Below are 20,165 nucleotides of genomic sequence, written 5' to 3' on the forward strand. Positions count from 1 at the left end.
TCCGCACGACCGACGTGACTGGCGCCATCGAGCTGCCAGCCGACAAGGAAATGGTCATGCCTGGTGACAACGTGTCGATCACTGTGAAGCTGATCAACCCCATCGCCATGGAAGAAGGTCTGCGCTTTGCTATTCGCGAAGGCGGCCGCACGGTGGGCGCTGGCGTCGTGGCCAAGATCATTGCTTAATTAGCAAGGTATACAGGGGTATAGCTCAATTGGCAGAGCGTCGGTCTCCAAAACCGAAGGTTGTAGGTTCGATTCCTACTGCCCCTGCCACTTGAAAGTGGCCCACAACAAGCCCGCCAGACCCTGGCGGGCTTCGGTGTCTTAAGTGATGCCGTGAATCGGAAGCAGGAAACACTCAAAGATGGCCACATCACAGGTTGAAACTGTCAATACAGGCGCAGACAAGGCCAAGCTCGCAGCGGTGGTGGCTCTGGTCATTGCATCGGTGGCGGGCTTTTATTTGCTGAGCAAACAAGGTGCGCTCGTGCAGTGGGCTGCGCTGATTGTTGGCTTGGTTGCGGCGGCGGGTGTTTTCCTGGTGTCGGAGTCGGGCCGTCAATTTGTCGCTTTTGCCAAAGATGCATGGCGCGAAGTCAAGAAGGTCGTCTGGCCAACGCGCAAGGAAACCCTGCAGATGACGGCTTATGTGTTCGCCTTTGTGGTGATCATGGCGCTGTTCTTGTGGTTCACCGACAAGACTCTGGAGTGGGTTTTGTACGACTTGATTTTGGGGTGGAGAAAATCATGACGACCGCTGCGGAAATCACTGGAGCAGAAGCTCCTGCAGGCGCTTCTGCTTCGGCAAATCCCGATCTGCGTTGGTACATTGTCCATGCCTACTCCGGCATGGAGAAGGCTGTGGAGCGCAATATCCAGGAGCGCATCAGCCGCTCGGGGATGCAGGACAAGTTTGGCCGCATTCTGGTGCCGACTGAAGAAGTCGTTGAAATGAAGAACGGCCAGCGCAAGACGACAGAGCGTCGCTTGTTTCCTGGCTACGTGTTCGTTGAAATGGTGATGGACGACGATACCTGGCACTTGGTGAAGCACACCAACAAGGTGACGGGTTTTGTGGGTGGTGCCAAGAATCGCCCCGCCCCGATCTCTGAGGACGAAGTGCAGAAGATCGTCAGCCAGATGCAGGAAGGCACCGACAAGCCCCGCCATAAGATCGAATTCATGGTCGGTGAGCTGGTCCGCGTCAAGGAAGGCCCATTCACGGACTTCAATGGCTCCGTCGAAGAAGTCAATTACGAAAAGAGCCGCGTGCGTGTCTCCGTGATGATCTTTGGCCGCTCTACGCCAGTTGAGCTGGAATTTGGGCAGGTCGAGAAGACCTGAGCCTTTCGATCCGAGGCTTGGCTTTTCAGGTTTTCGTGTTCAAAAAATGGATGCCGCACTTTTCGACTCGGTGCGGACATCGTGAAAGTGAGTCGTTAACCCCGGGGAGCCGGTGGCTGCATGGTGCAGCGCAGGCGTTATGACCCGTAAGGAGTAAAACATGGCGAAGAAAATCGTCGGTTTTATCAAGCTGCAAGTTCCAGCTGGTAAGGCCAATCCATCCCCACCAATCGGTCCCGCACTGGGCCAGCGTGGCCTCAACATCATGGAGTTCTGCAAGGCATTCAATGCCCAGACCCAAGGTGTCGAGCCCGGTCTGCCACTGCCCGTGGTCATCACGGCCTTCGCAGACAAGAGCTTTACCTTCATCATCAAGACGCCGCCTGCGACGACTCTGATCAAGAAGGCGATCAAGCTCGAAAAGGGTTCTGCGAACGCACTGAAGATCAAGGTTGGCAAGATCACGCGCGAACAGCTCGAAGAGATCGCCAAGACCAAGATGAAGGACATGAACGCTGCCAACGTAGACGCCGCTGTGCGCACGCTGGCTGGCTCTGCACGCTCGATGGGCGTGACGGTGGAGGGTTTGTAAGATGGCCAAGCTGACCAAGAAGCAAAAAGCCCTGCAAGGCAAGGTTGACAGCACCAAGCTGTACGCGTTCGCCGACGCAGTTGTGATCGTGAAGGAAGCCGCTACGGCAAAGTTCGACGAATCCATCGACGTGGCCGTGCAACTGGGCATCGACGCAAAGAAGTCGGACCAAGTGGTTCGCGGCGCCGTGGTGCTGCCTAACGGCACTGGCAAGACGACCCGCGTGGCCGTGTTCGCTCAAGGCGCCAAGGCTGAAGAAGCCAAGGCTGCTGGCGCCGACATCGTGGGTATGGACGACCTGGCCGCCATGGTCAAGGCTGGTGACATGCCTTTTGACGTGGTGATCGCTGCTCCTGACGCCATGCGCGTCGTGGGTACGCTGGGCCAGATCCTGGGCCCACGTGGCCTGATGCCTAACCCCAAGGTGGGCACCGTGACGCCTGACGTTGCTACGGCTGTGAAGAACGCCAAGGCAGGTCAAGTGCAGTTCCGCGTGGACAAAGCCGGTATCGTGCACAGCACCATCGGCCGCCGTTCGTTCGACAACGACAAGCTGCAAGGCAACCTGTCGGCGCTGATCGAAGCCCTGAACAAGGCCAAGCCTGCAACCAGCAAGGGTTTGTACCTGCGCAAGGTCGCTGTGTCCTCCACGATGGGCGTTGGCGTCCGCGTGGATACGCAATCCATCGCAGCGTAATTGCGATAAGAAATCTTCGGGCCTGTCAAAAGGCCTGATGTGGTGGGCTGGGGGTGCTGTCGCAGGTGCTTCCAGGCCATCCAAGACCGTTGGTGTGCAACCAGTTTGTGCTTAATCCCTCTGAGGCCAACGCAGATGGCGATCCCGCTGCAGATGGAATCCGTTCCGAAACAGTTGGTCGCTGCAACAAGAGCGCGCGGGAGGGTGAAAGCCCGAATGTGCAATTTAAGGAGTAGACCTTGAGTCTTAATCGCAGTGAGAAAGAAGCGGTCATCAGTGAAGTGACCAGCCTCGCCGCTAAAGCTCAAACGCTTGTGATCGCGGAATACCGTGGCATCACGGTCGCCGACATGACCAAACTGCGCGTGGAAGCTCGCAGCAAGGGCGTGAGCCTGAGTGTTCTGAAGAACACCCTGGCCCGCCGTGCTGTGGCTGGCAGCCAGTTTGACGTGGTAGCAGACCAGATGACCGGTCCCCTGATCTATGGCTTCTCCGAAGACGCCGTGGCAGCCGCGAAAGTGGTGGCCGATTTCTCGAAGACCAACGACAAGCTGGTGATTCGTGGTGGCGCTTTCGGTGGTAAAGCCCTGGACGTCAACGGCGTTAAGCAACTGGCCAACATCCCTTCCAAGGAAGTGCTGCTGGCCCAGATTTGTGGCTTGCTTATGTCCCCCATGTCGCGTACGGCCGTTGTGCTGGGCGCGCTGGCGGCGAAAAAAGGCGAAGGCGCAGCCGCTCCGGCCGCCGAACCTGTCGCGGCTTGAACGCTCGGCAGTTAACCAACAAAATTGTTAGGAAATCAAAATGGCATTCGACAAAGACGCATTTTTGACCGCGCTGGACAGCATGACGGTCCTGGAACTCAATGACCTGGTGAAGGCCATTGAAGAGAAGTTTGGCGTGAGCGCTGCAGCCATGGCTGCTCCTGCTGCCGCTGGTGGTGGCGCTGGCGCTGCTGCTGCTGAAGAAAAGACGGAATTCAATGTGGTGCTGACCGAAGCCGGCGCCAACAAGGTGTCCGTCATCAAGGCAGTGCGTGAAATCACGGGTCTGGGCCTCAAGGAAGCCAAGGACCTGGTGGACGGCGCTCCCAAGAACGTCAAGGAAGGCATTGCCAAGGCTGACGCCGAAGCTGCCGTCAAGAAGCTGGTGGAAGCTGGCGCCAAGGCCGAACTCAAGTAATTCGGTCCCGCTCAAGGGCTGGAGTGCTCCTCAAAGGGCCTCCAGCCTTTGGTGCTTTCAGAGCGCACCCGCAAGCCCCGCCCATTGTTGGGATTTGCGAGTGTCTTCTGTCAATCCCGACAGCAGAAGACGCCTTGGTTCGGGTGATGTGCAACGCATCACCGTCCGCCATGGTTGGTAGTGGCCAACCGCCAAGCCCGCAAAGACAGCGCTCCTTGCGGGTCAGTCGTCGAAGACCCAGGACTCATGTCTTTGCCCGGAGATCTCATGGCCTATTCCTACACCGAACGCAAGCGAATTCGCAAAAGTTTCGGCACCCGCGATAGCGTGCTCGAAGTTCCTTATCTGCTGCAGATGCAGAAGGATGCCTACACCGCTTTCCTGCAGGCTGATAAAGCACCCCAGAAAAGAACCATCGAAGGCCTTCAGGCTGCATTCGACGCTGCCTTTCCCATCGTCTCCCACAACGGTTTTGTGGAGATGAAGTTCATCGAATACAACCTGGCCAAGCCAGCTTTCGACGTGCGCGAGTGCCAGACCCGTGGTCTGACATTTGCCTCAGCCGTGCGTGCCAAGGTCCAGCTGATCATCTATGACCGCGAGTCTTCCACGTCGCAGTCCAAGGTGGTCAAGGAAGTGAAGGAGCAAGAGGTCTACATGGGCGAAGTGCCCCTGATGACCGACAAGGGCTCTTTCATCATCAATGGCACCGAGCGTGTGATCGTCTCGCAGCTGCACCGCTCGCCAGGCGTGTTCTTCGAACACGACAAGGGCAAGACCCACAGCTCGGGCAAGCTGCTGTTCTCGGCGCGGATCATTCCCTACCGTGGTTCGTGGCTCGATTTCGAATTCGATCCCAAGGACATCCTGTATTTCCGCGTGGACCGTCGCCGCAAGATGCCGGTCACGATCCTGCTCAAGGCCATCGGCCTGAACCCCGAATCGATCCTGGCGAATTTCTTCGTCAACGACAACTTCCGTCTGATGGACAGCGGCGCGCAGATGGAGTTCGTCTCCGAGCGCCTGCGCGGTGAAGTGGCCCGTTTCGACATCAGCGACAAGTCTGGCAAGGTTGTCGTGGCCAAGGACAAGCGCGTCACGGCCCGCCACACCCGCGAACTGGAGCAGTCCGGCACCACGCACATCAGCGTGCCCGAAGACTTCCTGATCGGCCGCGTGGTGGCCCGCAATATTGTGGATGCCGACACCGGCGAAATCATCGCCAAGGCGAATGATGAGCTGACCGAAGCGCTGCTCAAGAAGCTGCGCAGCGCCGGCGTGCAGGATGTGCAGTGCATCTACACCAACGAACTCGACCAGGGCGCGTACATGTCGCAGACCCTGCGCATCGACGAAACGGTGGACGAGTTCGCTGCGCGCGTTGCCATCTACCGCATGATGCGCCCCGGCGAGCCGCCAACGGAAGACGCTGTGCAGGCCCTGTTCCAGCGTCTGTTCTACAACCCCGACACGTACGATCTGTCGCGCGTGGGCCGCATGAAGTTCAACGCCAAGATCGGCCGCGACGAATCCACCGGCCCCATGGTGCTGTCCAACGAAGACATCCTGGCCGTGGTCAAGATCCTGGTCGACCTGCGCAACGGCAACGGCGAAGTCGATGACATCGATCACCTGGGCAACCGCCGCGTGCGCTGTGTGGGCGAATTGGCCGAAAACCAGTACCGCACGGGCCTGGCGCGTATTGAAAAGGCCGTGAAGGAACGTCTGGGCCAGGCCGAGCAAGAGCCGCTCATGCCTCACGACCTGATCAACAGCAAGCCGATTTCGGCCGCCCTGAAGGAATTCTTCGGTGCGTCGCAGCTGTCGCAGTTCATGGACCAGACCAACCCGCTGGCCGAAATCACGCACAAGCGCCGTGTGTCGGCTCTGGGCCCAGGCGGTTTGACCCGCGAACGCGCAGGCTTCGAAGTGCGCGACGTGCACGTGACCCACTACGGCCGCGTCTGCCCTATCGAAACGCCTGAAGGTCCGAACATCGGTCTGATCAACTCGCTGGCCCTGTATGCCCGCCTGAACGAGTACGGCTTTATCGAAACGCCGTATCGCCGCGTGGCCGATGGCAAGGTGACAAACGAGATCGACTACCTGTCGGCCATCGAAGAAGGCAAGTACGTGATCGCGCAGGCCAACGCCACCCTGGACAAGGATGGCCGCCTGACGGGTGAGCTGGTCTCTGCCCGTGAAAAGGGTGAATCAATCCTGTGCGGCGCCGATCGCGTGCAGTACATGGACGTGTCGCCCGCACAGATCGTGTCGGTGGCTGCCTCGCTGGTTCCGTTCCTGGAGCACGACGATGCGAACCGCGCGCTGATGGGCGCCAACATGTCGCGCCAGGCCGTGCCTGTGCTGCGTCCTGAGAAGCCCCTGGTGGGCACGGGCATCGAGCGCGTGGCTGCCGTGGACTCGGGCACCGTGGTCACCGCTAACCGTGGCGGTATCGTGGACTACGTGGATGCCACCCGCATCGTGGTGCGCGTGAACGACGACGAAGCTGTGGCCGGTGAAGTGGGCGTGGATATCTACAACCTCATCAAGTACCAGCGTTCCAACCAGAACACCAACATCCACCAGCGCCCCATCGTCAAGAAGGGCGACAAGCTGGTCAAGGGTGACGTGGTGGCCGACGGCGCATCGACGGACTTTGGCGAAATCGCTATCGGCCAAAACATGCTGATCGCCTTCATGCCCTGGAACGGCTACAACTTCGAAGACTCGATCCTGATCTCCGAACGCGTGGTGGCCGAAGACCGCTACACCTCGATCCACATCGAGGAACTGGTGGTCATGGCCCGCGACACAAAGCTGGGCGCCGAAGAAATCACGCGCGACATTCCGAACCTGTCGGAACAGCAACTGAACCGACTGGACGAGTCCGGCATCATCTACGTGGGCGCCGAAGTGCAGCCCGGCGATACGCTGGTCGGCAAGGTCACGCCCAAGGGCGAGACCACCCTCACGCCCGAAGAGAAGCTGCTGCGCGCCATCTTCGGCGAGAAGGCTTCCGACGTGAAGGACACCTCGCTGCGCGTGGATCAAGGCTCGTCGGGCACCGTGATCGACGTGCAGGTGTTCACCCGCGAAGGCATCCAGCGCGACAAGCGCGCCCAGCAGATCATCGACGATGAACTCAAGCGCTTCCGCCTGGACCTGAACGACCAGCTGCGCATCGTCGAGGCCGACGCGTTCGACCGTATCGAAAAGCTGCTGACTGGCCGTGTGGCCAACGGTGGCCCGCAAAAGCTGTCCAAGGGCACCAAGCTCGACAAGGCCTATCTGTCGTCGGTGGAAAAATTCCACTGGTTCGATATCCGCCCTGCGGAAGACGAAGTCGCCACCCAGCTTGAATCCATCAAGAACGCGCTGGAGCAGACGCGCCACAGCTTCGACCTGGCTTTCGAAGAAAAGCGCAAGAAGCTCACGCAAGGCGATGAGCTGCCTGCTGGCGTGCTCAAGATGGTCAAGGTGTACCTGGCCGTCAAGCGCCGCCTGCAGCCTGGTGACAAGATGGCCGGTCGCCACGGTAACAAGGGTGTGGTGTCCAAGATCGTTCCGGTCGAAGACATGCCTTACATGGCTGATGGCACGCCTGCCGACATCGTTCTGAACCCGCTGGGCGTGCCCTCGCGGATGAACATCGGGCAGGTGCTGGAAGTCCACCTGGGCTGGGCCGGCAAGGGCATTGGTCAGCGCATTGGTGACATGCTGCGTGAACAGGCCAAGGCGGCTGAACTGCGTACGTTCCTGGAAGAGGTGTACAACTCGCGCGGCCGCAAGGAAGATCTGTCGCAACTGAGCGACGACGACCTGATGGCGATGGCGGAAAACCTGACGAGCGGTGTGCCTTACGCGACCCCTGTGTTCGATGGTGCTTCGGAAGAAGAAATCAAGGACATGCTCAAGATCGCCTATCCGGACGACATCGCCGAGCGCAAGGGCCTCACGTCCACGCGCACCCAGGCGTACCTGTTCGACGGCCGCACGGGCGAGCGCTTCGAGCGCCCGACGACCATCGGCTACATGCATTACCTGAAGCTGCACCATTTGGTGGACGACAAGATGCATGCCCGTTCGACCGGTCCTTACTCGCTCGTCACGCAGCAGCCGCTGGGTGGTAAGGCGCAGTTCGGTGGCCAGCGTTTCGGGGAAATGGAAGTGTGGGCGCTGGAAGCTTACGGCGCCGCCTACGTGCTGCAGGAAATGCTGACCGTGAAGTCCGACGACGTGGTGGGCCGTACCAAGGTGTACGAATCCATCGTCAAGGGCGAACACGCCATCGAAGCCGGCATGCCGGAATCGTTCAACGTGCTGGTCAAGGAAATCCGTTCGCTGGGCCTGGACATCGAGCTGGAACGCTCCTAAGCAGAAAAGGAAAGAGTCACTATGAAATCGCTACTCGACCTGTTCAAGCAATTCACGCCGGACGAGCATTTCGATGCCATCCGCATCGGCATGGCTTCGCCCGAGAAGATCCGTTCGTGGTCTTTTGGCGAAGTGAAGAAGCCTGAGACCATCAACTACCGCACGTTCAAGCCCGAGCGCGACGGCCTGTTCTGCGCCAAGATCTTTGGCCCCATCAAGGACTACGAATGCCTGTGCGGCAAGTACAAGCGTTTGAAGCACCGCGGTGTGATCTGCGAGAAGTGCGGCGTTGAAGTCACGCAGACCAAGGTGCGCCGCGAACGCATGGGCCACATCGACCTGGCCGCGCCCTGCGCGCACATCTGGTTCCTGAAGTCGCTGCCATCGCGTCTGGGCCTGGTGCTCGACATGACGCTGCGCGACATCGAACGCGTGCTGTACTTTGAAGCCTATGTGGTGACCGACCCCGGCATGACCCCGCTGAAGAAGTTCAGCATCATGTCCGAGGACGACTACGACGCCAAGCGCAAGGAATACGGCGACGAATTCATCGCCAAGATGGGCGCAGAAGGCATCAAGGACCTGCTGGAATCCATCGACATCGACCTGTCGATCGAACGGCTGCGTGGTGATCTGACCGGCTCTGAAGTCAAGGTCAAGAAGAACGCCAAGCGCCTGAAGGTGCTGGAAGCGTTCAAGAAGTCGGGCATCAAGCCCGAGTGGATGGTGCTCGAAGTGCTGCCCGTGCTGCCGCCGGACCTGCGTCCGCTGGTGCCGCTGGACGGCGGCCGTTTCGCGACCTCCGACCTGAACGACCTGTACCGCCGCGTCATCAACCGCAACTCGCGTCTGCGCCGCCTGCTGGAGCTGAAGGCCCCTGAAATCATCGCCCGCAACGAAAAGCGGATGCTGCAGGAAGCCGTTGACTCGCTGCTGGACAACGGCCGCCGTGGCAAGGCCATGACGGGCGCCAACAAGCGTGCCCTGAAGTCGCTGGCCGACATGATCAAGGGCAAGTCCGGCCGTTTCCGCCAGAACTTGTTGGGCAAGCGCGTGGACTACTCGGGTCGTTCCGTGATCACCGTGGGCCCAACGCTCAAGCTGCACCAGTGCGGTCTGCCCAAGCTGATGGCGCTGGAGCTGTTCAAGCCCTTCATCTTCTCGCGCCTCGAAGCCATGGGCATCGCGACGACGATCAAGGCCGCCAAGAAGGAAGTCGAATCTGGCACCCCCGTGGTGTGGGACATCCTGGAAGAGGTGATCAAAGAGCACCCCGTGATGCTGAACCGTGCGCCTACGCTGCACCGTTTGGGTATCCAGGCCTTTGAGCCTATCCTGATCGAAGGCAAGGCCATCCAGCTGCACCCCCTCGTCTGCGCGGCCTTCAACGCCGACTTCGACGGTGACCAGATGGCTGTCCACGTCCCGCTGTCGGTGGAAGCACAAATGGAAGCCCGCACGCTGATGCTGGCCTCCAACAACGTGCTCTTCCCCGCCTCGGGCGAACCCTCCATCGTGCCTTCGCAGGACGTGGTGCTGGGCCTGTACTACGCCACCCGCGACCGCATCAACGGCAAGGGCGAAGGCCTGGTGTTTGCGGACACCGGTGAAGTGCAGCGTGCTCTGGACGCTGGCCAGGTCGAACTGGCCGCCAAGATCACGGTGCGCATGACCGAGTGGAGCAAGAACAAGGAAACCGGCGAGTTCGAACCATCGACCTCGCTGGTGGAAACCACCGTGGGCCGCGCGCTGCTGTCCGAGATCCTGCCCAAGGGCCTGCCGTTCTCCAACATGAACAAGGCACTCAAGAAGAAGGAAATCTCGCGCCTGATCAACGTGTCCTTCCGCAAGTGCGGTTTGAAGGAAACGGTCGTGTTCGCCGACAAGCTGCTGCAAAACGGCTTCCGTCTGGCCACGCGCGCTGGTATCTCCATCGCCATCGACGACATGCTGGTGCCGCCGCAAAAGGCCGGCATCATCGAGCGCTCTGAGAAGGAAGTGAAGGAGATCGAACAGCAGTATGTGTCCGGTCTGGTCACCTCAGGCGAGCGCTACAACAAGGTGGTGGACATCTGGGGCAAGGCCGGCGACGAAGTGTCCAAGGTGATGATGGCCCAGCTGTCCAAGCAGAAGGTCATCGACCGCCACGGCAAGGAAGTGGACCAGGAGTCCTTCAACTCCATCTACATGATGGCCGACTCCGGCGCCCGGGGTTCTGCCGCCCAGATCCGCCAGGTGGCCGGTATGCGGGGCCTGATGGCCAAGCCAGACGGCTCGATCATCGAGACGCCTATCACCGCGAACTTCCGCGAAGGTCTGAACGTGCTGGAGTACTTCATCTCCACCCACGGCGCCCGTAAGGGTCTGGCCGACACGGCGCTGAAGACCGCCAACTCCGGTTACCTCACCCGCCGTCTGGTGGACGTGACGCAGGATCTGGTCGTGACCGAAGAGGATTGCGGCACGTCCAATGGTTCGCTGATGCGCGCCATCGTTGAAGGCGGTGAAGTGATCGAATCGCTGCGCGACCGTATCCTGGGCCGCACTGCAGCTGAGGATGTGCTGCACCCCGAAAACCGTTCGGTGCTGGTGCCTGCTGGCGTGATGCTGGAAGAAGACCTCATCGAGGAACTCGAAGCCGCTGGTGTGGACGAAGTGAAGGTGCGCACGGCCCTGACCTGCGAAACCCGCTACGGCCTGTGCGCCCGATGCTATGGCCGCGACCTGGGCCGTGGCGGCCTGATCAACCTCGGCGAAGCCGTGGGTGTGATCGCTGCCCAGTCCATCGGCGAACCCGGCACGCAGCTGACCATGCGTACGTTCCACATCGGTGGTGCCGCTTCGCGTGCCGCCATCGCATCGAGCGTGGAAGCCAAGTCCAACGGCGTGATCGGCTTCAACGCCACGATGCGCTACGTGAGCAACACCAAGGGTGAGCTGGTGGTGATTGCACGTTCGGGTGAAATCATCATCCAGGACGAGCATGGCCGCGAACGCGAACGCCACAAGGTGCCTTACGGCGCGACGCTGACGGTGAAGGCCGACCAGACCATCAAGGCTGGCACCATCCTCGCCAACTGGGATCCGCTGACGCGCCCCATCATCACCGAGTTCGCCGGCCAGACCAAGTTCGAGAACGTCGAAGAAGGCCTGACGGTGGCCAAGCAGGTCGATGAAGTGACCGGCCTGTCCACGCTGGTGGTGATCGACCCCAAGCGCCGCGGCGCTGCCAAGGTCGTTCGTCCACAGGTGAAGCTGATCGACGCCCAGGGCAACGAAGTGAAGATCCCTGGCACCGACCACTCGGTGACCATCGGCTTCCAGGTCGGCGCGCTGATCCAGGTGCGCGATGGCCAGGACGTGGGCCCCGGCGAAGTGCTGGCCCGTATCCCGGTCGAAGGTCAGAAGACCCGCGACATTACCGGCGGTCTGCCCCGCGTGGCCGAGCTGTTCGAAGCCCGTACGCCGAAGGACAAGGGCACGCTGGCCGAAATGACCGGTACCGTGTCGTTCGGCAAGGAAACCAAGGGCAAGGTCCGCCTGCAGATCACTGACCCCGAAGGCCGCGTGTTCGAAGAACTCGTGCCCAAGGAAAAGAACATCCTGGTGCACGAAGGCCAGGTGGTGAACAAGGGCGAATCGATTGTGGACGGCCCGGCCGACCCACAAGACATCCTGCGTTTGCTGGGCATCGAAGAGCTGTCGCGCTACATCGTTGATGAAGTGCAGGACGTGTACCGCTTGCAGGGCGTGAAGATCAACGACAAGCACATCGAGGTGATCGTTCGTCAGATGCTGCGCCGCGTCGTGGTCGAGAACGTCGGCGAGTCGAACTACATCGCTGGCGAGCAGGTCGAGCGTTCCGAGATCCTCAACACCAACGAGGCTCTGCAGTCCGAAGGCAAGATCCCCGCGACCTACAGCAACCTGCTGCTGGGTATCACGAAGGCATCGCTGTCCACCGACTCGTTCATCTCGGCCGCTTCCTTCCAGGAAACGACCCGTGTGCTCACCGAGGCTGCCATCATGGGCAAGCGCGACGAGCTGCGTGGCCTGAAGGAAAACGTGATCGTGGGTCGCCTGATCCCTGCCGGTACGGGCTTGGCTTACCACCAGGCACGCAAGGCCAAGGACGCCATGGACGACGCCGAGCGCCGTGCCATTGCCGAAGCCGAAGCGGCTGAAATGGCTGCCCAGTCTGACGCCACCGAGGCCGACACCAGCAGCGTCACCGCAACCGACGCAGCGGCCGACTAAGCCTTCCGGCTGTCACTGAAACGCTCCCGCCCTGTCCCCTGGCAGGCCGGGGGCGTTTTTCATGGAACGCCGGACTCCCAGGTTCTTTCTTTTTTCTCACCCCTTTCCCGGGCTGGAGCGCGAGCAGCCCGCGCCACCAGCAACTGCGCATGTTGTGGTCATCGCCCCTTTTCTGGATCGCTTTTGCCGTCCTCCTGTTCTGGGCCCTCGGGGCCTACAACCGCCTGATGCGGCTGCGTTCGGCGGTGGTGCAGTCGTTTGGCAGCTTCGACGCCCACATGGTGCGCCTGGTGGCGTTGCTGGGCGAGTTTGATGCCGCCATCGCCGTGCAGCGGGGGCGCTTGCTGGCCGGGGCGGGCGAGCAGGAGGTGGCGGCCTTGCAAGGTGCTACCACCCAGCTGAGTGCCTCGCTGGCCGTGGCGCGCGCCCGCCCGCTGCAGCCAGACGCCGTGGCGGCCCTGGCTGCCGCGCGCGATGTGTTGTTGGCCACCTGGCTGGGCGTCGTGGGCGTGGTGCAACCCGCCACAGGGGCGCCAGACGCGGACCCTGCGCCGCAGGGCGCGGCGGAGCCCGCCGTCACGGCCCTGTCGATCTGGCAGATCCGCTGGGACGAGCACCAGCAGCAGAACACCCAAGCCATCCAGGTGTTCAACGATGCGGTGCAGCACTACAACGCGGCCATTGCGCAGTTCCCGGCCAGCCTGCTGGCCTGGGTCTTTGGCTTCAAGGCGGCGCGCGCGCTGTAGCGCGCGCGACCGCCGCAGCCGGTTTTCAGGACCACGATGAATCCTCCTTCTTCCCACCGCCCGGGCCGCCCTGGCGGCAGCCGCCCCTCCCGCCTTCCACGCCCGCGTGCCAGTGGGGGCCCGGCGGGGGCGCCGGGCACATCGCCGGGTGCGCCCCTGGGCGCCACGCCGGCTGGCGCGGTGGCCCTGTGGCAGCAGTTGACCGCTGTGGCAGGGGCCTTGCAGGCCATTCGCAGCGGCCAGTCGGGCACGGCGGCCCTTGCAGCGGTTGATGGGGGCCTGCGCCCCGGGGTGCAGGCCCTGCTGTTCCAGGTGCTGCGGCAGCTGGGCCGCGCCGATGCCCTGCGCCGCCAGCTGGCTGCCCGCACGCCCCCCCCGGCTGCCGATGCCCTGCTGTGCACAGCGCTGGCTCTGGGTTGGAACCCGGACGAGGCGCCCTACGAAGCCTTTACCCTGGTCAACCAGGCGGTGGAAGCCGCCAAGCACCATCCCGCCACGCGGGCCCAGGCGTCGTTCATCAACGGCTGCCTGCGCCGCTTTCTGCGGGAACGCGACGCACTGGTGGCCGCCACCGACAATGACCCGGTAGCCCGCTTTAACCACCCGGCGTGGTGGATCCAGCGGCTGCGCAAGGACCACCCCCAGCACTGGGAGCAGATCCTGCGGGCCAACAACGCCCATGCGCCCATGACGTTGCGCATCAATAAGCAAAAATGCACGTTGCCGCGCTACCAGCAAGCGTTAAGTGCTATTAATTTGGAAGCATTTCCCGCAGGTGGCACGGGCCTGGCCCTGCAGCACCCTGTGCCCGTGCCATCGCTGCCCGGCTTTGCCGAAGGCTGGGTGTCGGTGCAGGACGCCGCCGCCCAGATGGCGGCGCCCTTATTGCTGCAGGGGCTGGACCTGGCGCAGCCCCTGCGGGTGCTGGACGCCTGCGCCGCCCCCGGCGGCAAAACCGCGCACCTGCTGGAAATGGCCGCCCCTGGCGCGCCGATGCACGTCACGGCGCTGGAGATTGATGCCACCCGCAGCGCCCGCATTGGCGACACGCTGCAGCGCCTGGGGCTGAGCGCCCAGGTCCTCGTCGCCGACGCGGCCCGCCCGCAGGACTGGTGGCGGGCGCATTGTGGTGGTGCGCTGTTCGATGCCATCCTGCTCGACGCACCCTGCACCGCATCGGGCATCGTGCGCCGCCATCCCGACGTGCGCTGGCTGCGCCGGGAGAGCGACATTGCCCAACTCGCCGCTTTGCAGGCGCAGCTGCTGAAGGCCTTGTGGCCCCTGCTGCGCCCCGGTGGGCGCCTGCTGTACTGCACCTGCTCGGTGTTCCGCGCCGAAGGCGACGCCCAGGTGCAAACGTTTCTTGCGCACAACACCGATGCGCAATTGCAGCCATCGCCGGGCCATTTAATTCCCGGCAACGCGGACAAGGGCGGGGCAGTCCCGGACAATCAGATCGGTGATCACGACGGATTTTTTTACGCACTGTTGCAAAAATCGCCGTAATGGGCCCGCTGGGGTCCATTGGTTGCTGTTTTGCGCCGCAGTTTTGTGGCTGTGTCTGTGGGCCGGGCTCTTGGCCTCCCCCGCCACCGCTGCCCAGGCCGCCAATGCCGAAGTGGGCGAGCTGCGCCTGGAGCGCGCCGAAGACGGCCTCTACCTCGGGGCCAACCTCCAGTTTGACCTGCCAGAGCTGGCCGAAGATGCGCTCTACAAAGGCATCCCGATGTTTTTTGTGGCCGATGCGCAGGTGCTGCGCGACCGCTGGTACTGGTCCGACCGCCTTGTGGCCGAAACCACGCGCTACTTCCGGTTGAGCTACCAGCCGCTGACCCGCCGCTGGCGCCTCAACATCTCTGCCGTGCCCTTCACCAACAGCGGCCTGGGGGTGGTCCTGGGGCAGAACTTTGACAGTTACGATGAGGCGATGGCATCCATTCAGCGATTTTCGCGCTGGAAGATCGCTGAACGTGATGTGATCGAGGCCGATGCCGTGCACACGGTCAACTTCCGCTTCCGGCTCGACATGTCCCAGCTGCCCCGTCCTTTCCAGATCGGCGCCGTGGGGCGCTCGGGCTGGAACCTGCTGGTGTCCCGCAGCCAGCGCCTGGGCGCGGAGCCAGCCAGGTGAGCACGGGCGGCACCCCGGCGGGCGCACCGCCGTCCACCCACACCACCGCGCGCCAGTCCCGCGCCGTGCGCTGGGCCGTGGGGGTGGGGGCGGCCATCATGTCGGCCATCGGGCTGGTGCTGATGTTCCTGCTGACCCTGGCCACCAACAACCGGGCTTTGTACGAACGCAACTACGCCTGGCTGTTTGGCGTGAACGTGTTTGTGGCCCTGCTGCTGCTGGGCGTGCTGGTCTGGGTGGCCGTGCGGCTGGGCATGCGTCTGCGCAAGGGGCGGTTTGGCAGCCGCTTGCTGGTCAAGCTGGCCGCGATCTTTGCGGTGGTGGGGCTCATGCCGGGCTTGCTGATCTATGTGGTGTCCTACCAGTTCGTCACACGCTCGATCGAAAGCTGGTTTGACGTGAAGGTGGAAGGGGCGCTCTCGGCCGGGGTCAGCCTGGCCCGCGTGTCGCTGGATTCCCTGGCCGCCGACATGGCGGCCAAAACCCGCAACGCCAGCACCCAGGTGGCCCAGGTGCCCGACGCCACGGCGGGCCTGGTGCTGGAGCGCATTCGCGACCAGCTGGGCGCCACCGACGTGGTGCTCTGGAATGCCGCAGGCCAGGCAGTGGCCAGTGCCGGGCAGTCGCGCTTCAGCCTCAACCCCGAGCGACCGGGCGCATCGCTGCTGCGCACCGTGCGCCAGCAGCGCGCCACGGCGCAGATCGAAGGGCTGGACGACATCGCCGACCCGGCCGCCGCACAGAATGCGCGCGTGAAGGTGCTCGCGCTGGTGGCCAGCCCCAGCGTGGGGCTGCTGGTGGAGCCCCGGTATCTACAAGCCACGCTGCCCCTGCCGCCCGCGCTGGTGGCCAACGCGATTGCGGTGCAGGAGGCCAACCGCGAGTACCAGGAGCGCGCACTGGCGCGCGGCGGTTTGCGGCGCATGTATGTGGGCACGCTCACGCTCAGCCTGTTCCTCGCGGTGTTTGGCGCCGTGCTGCTGGCCGTGCTGCTGGGCAACCAGCTTGTGCGGCCCCTGCTCGTGCTGGCCGAAGGCGTGCGCGAGGTGGCCGCAGGCAACCTCAGCCCCAAGGCCGCCTTGCAGGGCAAGGACGAGCTGGGCGGCCTCACGCGTTCGTTTGCACTCATGACCCAGCAGCTGGCGGACGCGCGCCAGGCGGTGGAGCTGAGCATGGGCGAGGTGGACGCCGCCCGCGCCAACCTGCAGACCATCCTGGACAACCTCACGGCCGGGGTCATCGTGCTCGATGCCCAGGGGCTGATCCACTCCTCCAACCCCGGCGCCACCCGCATCCTGCGTGCGCCCATGGCCGCGTTCGAAGGCCGCCCGCTGTCGGAGGTGCCGGGCCTGGCCGAGTTTGCTGCTGCGGTCCAGCGGCATTTCGATGCCTTTCTGGGCGACCACGAACGCCATGGCCTCGACCACTGGCAGCAGCCGTTTGAGCTGCACGCCTCGGCGGGCGGGGCCGGGCAACACGCCACCAGCCTTGTCGCGCGGGGCGCGGAGCTGCCCGATTCGGCTCGACTGTTGGTTTTTGACGACATTTCTGAAATCGTTTCTGCCCAGCGTGCGCAGGCCTGGGGCGAGGTCGCGCGGCGCCTTGCACACGAAATCAAGAACCCCCTGACCCCCATCCAGCTGTCGGCAGAGCGGCTGGAAATGAAGCTCTCGGGCAAGCTGCCCGGGCCCGAACAGGCCATCCTCGCCAAGTCCGTCAAAACCATCGTGGACCAGGTCGATGCCATGAAGCGGCTGGTCAACGAGTTCCGCGACTACGCCCGCCTGCCCGCAGCAGAACTGCACGCGCTGGACCTCAATGCCCTGGTGGCCGACGTGCTGCATTTGTATGGGGAAGAAAACGCCACCGTCCCTGTAGAAGCCGAGCTGGACCCGCGCTGCCCCTGGATTGCCGGTGACGCACAGCAACTGCGGCAGGTGGTGCACAACCTGCTGCAGAACGCACAGGACGCCACCGAGCAGGCCCGCGCCGATGACGCCGAAGCGGTGCTGCAACCGGTGCGCATCAGCACCCGCTGGAGCGAGTCCTCGCGGCGTGTGCGGCTCACCGTGTCAGACAGCGGCGGCGGCTTTCCGCCCCACATCCTGCAGCGTGCCTTTGAACCCTATGTCACCACCAAACCCCGGGGCACCGGCCTGGGTTTGGCCGTGGTCAAAAAGATCGCAGATGAACACGGTGCGCGCATCGACCTGTCCAACCGCACCGACGACGGCGTGGTGCGCGGGGCCCAAGTGTCGTTATCATTCGCCCCTGTACCAGCGGTGGCGTGATAACAACACCGCCCCGCAGTCTCTCCCCAAGGCGCTTCAACACACATGGCAAACATTCTGGTGGTCGATGATGAGCTCGGCATTCGTGACCTGCTGTCGGAAATCCTGAACGACGAAGGTCACAGCGTAGACCTCGCAGAAAATGCGACCCAGGCCCGAAGCGCCCGCGCAGGCAACAGCTACGACCTGGTGCTGCTGGATATCTGGATGCCCGACACCGACGGCGTCTCGCTGCTCAAGGAATGGGCCACCGCAGGCGTGCTCACCATGCCCGTGATCATGATGAGCGGCCACGCCACCATCGACACCGCCGTGGAGGCCACCCGCATCGGGGCGTTCTCGTTCCTCGAAAAACCCATCACCCTGCAAAAGCTCCTGAAGGCCGTAGAGCAGGGCCTGGCCCGCAACGCTGCCCACCAGGCTGCCCCCGTGGCTGCGGCTCAGGTGCCTGCCGCTGCACCGGCCGACCCCACCTTTGCACAGATGCCCGCCGTGGCAACCGCCATGGCCGGTGTGGACGCTGGCCCCCATGCACACCAGGGCTTCGACCTGGACCGCCCCTTGCGCGAGGCGCGCGACGGCTTCGAAAAGGCCTACTTCGAGTTCCACCTCGCCCGCGAAGGCGGCTCCATGACCCGCGTGGCCGAGAAAACCGGCTTGGAGCGCACCCACCTGTACCGCAAGCTGCGCCAGCTGGGCGTGGACCTGGGGCGGGGCAAGCGCAATTAATTTCTGCAGACTTTCAAAAGCCTCCAATTTTCTGGCTATAATTTGAGGCTCAGGCCCGGTAGCTCAGTCGGTAGAGCAGAGGATTGAAAATCCTTGTGTCGGTGGTTCGATTCCGCCCCAGGCCACCAGTGTTCATGCGCCCCAGCGCCCGAAAGGGTTCTGGGGCGTTTCTACATTTGCGCGCGCATTTCTACAAAAAGCGCAATTGGGGTGGGCTCTAGATCAGGCCCTGTGCCTCGCGCAGGTGAGCCGCAGAGAGCGGCATCATCCTTTTCTCCAACGCCTCGATCAGTTCGTTGGCGGAGCGCGGAGGGTTTTTCCAGCGCGCACGCATCATCTTGATGGCTTCGAGGGCGCTCAATTCTTGGAGCTGGAGCTGGTTCATCACGAAGTCGTCCGGGTGCTGAACCTCAATGCCGTGAGGGGCCAAGACCGACAGAGGAAAGTCCTTGGTGTTGAACGTGACGATTGCATCGGCATGGCCCGCGATCGCTGCAGCCAAAACGTGTTGATCCTTGGGGTCCGGCAGTGTGATACAGCCCACGAGGGGCTGATAGTTCTGGACCAAACAATCTGGAATCGCTCGGTTCATCGCGGCCACGATGGCTGGCAATTTGCCTGCGTACTCCGGTTTGTCATGGGCCAAGTTGCGCGTCCATTCTTCATGAATCGCATCGGTCCATCGTGCGTGATACAGGCCCGCTGCAGCCAGGCTGAGCAAGAGATCACGAACGAGAGTCGGATACAGCGTGTTGGCATCCAAGATCGCCGTGTAACGTGCTGAGCCTGCCATTCAAAATTCCATTCCTAGGTCCTCTGACAGGTCTGTCAGCTCTTGCAGAGCGGCAGCGGTGTTCGTCCGTTGCTCAGCCTTGTAACGCTGTAGTTCAGCGTACTCAATGCGCCTATGCCGATTGACCTTGTGGCACTTCAATCGGCCGGCCTCAATCTCCTTGATGACGAACGGGCGCGAGACGTTGAGGAAGGCTGCGGCCTCTTGTGTTGTCAGTTCGTGTCTCTGAGGCATGAGGACGATCGGCTGCTGCTGAGCCATTCTCTTAAGGACTTCGGCGAAAAATCGCAGGGCCTGTGGAGGAAGCACCAGTGCCGGTGCGTCTGTCTCTTTGCCGCCCTCATCGACCAGCACGATGCGTGGCGCATTCGAGTGATCTAGGGCTGTTGTGAGGCAGCGATAGGCCACCTTGGCCATTTCCGCCTCCTCTTCGCTCACTACTGGTTCAAGCAGGTCTGGCGCTTTCATTTGGTTCTCCTAGGGGTGCTCAGAAAAGACTTTGAGTCATTTTATGCATATTCGCATTATTCGAATCAATCGAATTAAACGAAGTTCCCGCATAGGTCAGCGTGATCTGCGGCATCCAAACAGGGGGGAGTAGCTACCGGAGGGGTCTTACGCGCTCTCCAACTCGACTTTTCACGTAGTGCTCTGTCATTTCCCGATTCTTGTGCGCCAGCAGCTTTTGCGAGTGGGCCAGGTCACCCGTGTCGGTCGCAGCCTTCGCCCGAATGTCCCGAAACTGAAAATTCACCTTCGCCAGCGTGCGCGCCTTGTCAAAGCGTGAGCGCAGTGCCCCCTGGCTGAGTGGCTGGCCGTTCTCATCCTGAATCAGAAACGCGCTGATGGCCTTCCTGGGCCGTTGGTTGATCCTGTCGATGACAGCCGCCAGTGTTGGCGCCGACCGGAAACTGAGCCAGTTTTCTAGGTAGGGCCGAAGTAAAAATGAGCCAGGTGTTCAACCTACCCTGCTGTTTATTTAAGCAGTGGGGTTCGAGGAGTGATCACCATGGACATG

The 20,165-nt window shown here is 62.3% G+C and carries 17 protein-coding genes and 2 tRNA genes; 16 read left to right on the forward strand and 3 right to left on the reverse strand.

From position 1 onward, the window contains the following. The 16 genes from ACYZGB_RS22125 to ACYZGB_RS22200 all read left to right on the forward strand — a co-directional run. A partial coding sequence (locus ACYZGB_RS22125; RefSeq protein WP_462391050.1) for an EF-Tu C-terminal domain-related protein occupies positions 1-188 on the forward strand: 188 nt, incomplete at its 5' end. Between the two features lie 14 nt (positions 189-202). Beyond that, positions 203-278, forward strand: a tRNA-Trp gene (locus ACYZGB_RS22130). A gap of 91 nt (positions 279-369) precedes the next feature. Continuing rightward, positions 370-756, forward strand: a complete 387-nt coding sequence (secE, locus tag ACYZGB_RS22135) for a preprotein translocase subunit SecE (protein ID WP_462391082.1) — start codon at positions 370-372, stop codon at positions 754-756. Next, positions 753-1,349 carry a transcription termination/antitermination protein NusG gene (gene nusG, locus ACYZGB_RS22140; RefSeq protein ID WP_063459211.1) on the forward strand — a complete coding sequence of 199 codons (597 nt, stop codon included), beginning with the start codon at positions 753-755 and terminating at the stop codon, positions 1,347-1,349. Before secE ends, nusG begins: the two co-directional genes overlap by 4 nt. A gap of 160 nt (positions 1,350-1,509) precedes the next feature. Further along, entirely contained in the window at positions 1,510-1,941 is a 432-nt protein-coding gene (gene rplK / locus ACYZGB_RS22145; protein ID WP_063459212.1) for a 50S ribosomal protein L11, read from the forward strand. 1 nt (position 1,942) lies between these two features. Continuing rightward, positions 1,943-2,638 carry a 50S ribosomal protein L1 gene (gene rplA / locus ACYZGB_RS22150; protein ID WP_462391085.1) on the forward strand — a complete coding sequence of 232 codons (696 nt, stop codon included), beginning with the start codon at positions 1,943-1,945 and terminating at the stop codon, positions 2,636-2,638. A 239-nt stretch (positions 2,639-2,877) separates the two neighbouring features. Further along, a complete protein-coding gene (gene rplJ / locus ACYZGB_RS22155; RefSeq protein ID WP_063459214.1) occupies positions 2,878-3,402 on the forward strand; it encodes a 50S ribosomal protein L10 in 525 nt (174 codons plus the stop codon). Positions 3,403-3,442: 40 nt separating this feature from the next. Next, a complete protein-coding gene (rplL, locus tag ACYZGB_RS22160; protein ID WP_008907085.1) occupies positions 3,443-3,820 on the forward strand; it encodes a 50S ribosomal protein L7/L12 in 378 nt (125 codons plus the stop codon). Positions 3,821-4,087: 267 nt separating this feature from the next. Next, complete coding sequence (rpoB, locus tag ACYZGB_RS22165; protein WP_462391088.1) at positions 4,088-8,200, forward strand: DNA-directed RNA polymerase subunit beta; 4,113 nt, start codon at positions 4,088-4,090, stop codon at positions 8,198-8,200. 21 nt (positions 8,201-8,221) lie between these two features. After that, positions 8,222-12,457, forward strand: a complete 4,236-nt coding sequence (gene rpoC / locus ACYZGB_RS22170) for a DNA-directed RNA polymerase subunit beta' (protein ID WP_462391090.1) — start codon at positions 8,222-8,224, stop codon at positions 12,455-12,457. Positions 12,458-12,606: 149 nt separating this feature from the next. Next, positions 12,607-13,203, forward strand: a complete 597-nt coding sequence (locus ACYZGB_RS22175; protein WP_462391092.1) for a LemA family protein — start codon at positions 12,607-12,609, stop codon at positions 13,201-13,203. Positions 13,204-13,383: 180 nt separating this feature from the next. Continuing rightward, positions 13,384-14,709, forward strand: a complete 1,326-nt coding sequence (gene rsmB / locus ACYZGB_RS22180) for a 16S rRNA (cytosine(967)-C(5))-methyltransferase RsmB (RefSeq protein ID WP_462391103.1) — start codon at positions 13,384-13,386, stop codon at positions 14,707-14,709. 70 nt (positions 14,710-14,779) lie between these two features. Continuing rightward, positions 14,780-15,334: a DUF4390 domain-containing protein gene (locus tag ACYZGB_RS22185; RefSeq protein ID WP_462391094.1), complete on the forward strand. Its 555-nt coding sequence runs from the start codon at positions 14,780-14,782 to the stop codon at positions 15,332-15,334. Next, positions 15,331-17,625 carry a sensor histidine kinase gene (locus ACYZGB_RS22190; protein ID WP_462391096.1) on the forward strand — a complete coding sequence of 765 codons (2,295 nt, stop codon included), beginning with the start codon at positions 15,331-15,333 and terminating at the stop codon, positions 17,623-17,625. The genes ACYZGB_RS22185 and ACYZGB_RS22190 overlap by 4 nt, the downstream gene beginning before the upstream one ends. Positions 17,626-17,670: 45 nt before the next feature. Further along, the gene (locus tag ACYZGB_RS22195) at positions 17,671-18,354 is read left to right on the forward strand and encodes a response regulator (RefSeq protein ID WP_462391098.1); all 684 of its coding nucleotides are present in this window, start codon (positions 17,671-17,673) and stop codon (positions 18,352-18,354) included. 52 nt (positions 18,355-18,406) lie between these two features. After that, a tRNA-Phe gene (locus tag ACYZGB_RS22200) sits at positions 18,407-18,482 on the forward strand. Between the two features lie 89 nt (positions 18,483-18,571). On the opposite strand, the gene ACYZGB_RS22205 is transcribed toward ACYZGB_RS22200, so the two are convergent. From ACYZGB_RS22205 to ACYZGB_RS22215, 3 genes are all read right to left on the reverse strand, one after another. Further along, positions 18,572-19,147 (reverse strand): PIN domain-containing protein, encoded by a 576-nt coding sequence (locus ACYZGB_RS22205; RefSeq protein WP_462391100.1) that lies wholly within the window; start codon positions 19,145-19,147, stop codon positions 18,572-18,574. Continuing rightward, positions 19,148-19,615 carry a helix-turn-helix domain-containing protein gene (locus ACYZGB_RS22210; RefSeq protein WP_056641851.1) on the reverse strand — a complete coding sequence of 156 codons (468 nt, stop codon included), beginning with the start codon at positions 19,613-19,615 and terminating at the stop codon, positions 19,148-19,150. Between the two features lie 133 nt (positions 19,616-19,748). Then, positions 19,749-20,039 carry a tyrosine-type recombinase/integrase gene (locus tag ACYZGB_RS22215; RefSeq protein WP_462391105.1) on the reverse strand — a complete coding sequence of 97 codons (291 nt, stop codon included), beginning with the start codon at positions 20,037-20,039 and terminating at the stop codon, positions 19,749-19,751. Positions 20,040-20,165 lie beyond the last annotated feature (126 nt).

Source organism: Acidovorax sp. Q11 (assembly GCF_054950075.1).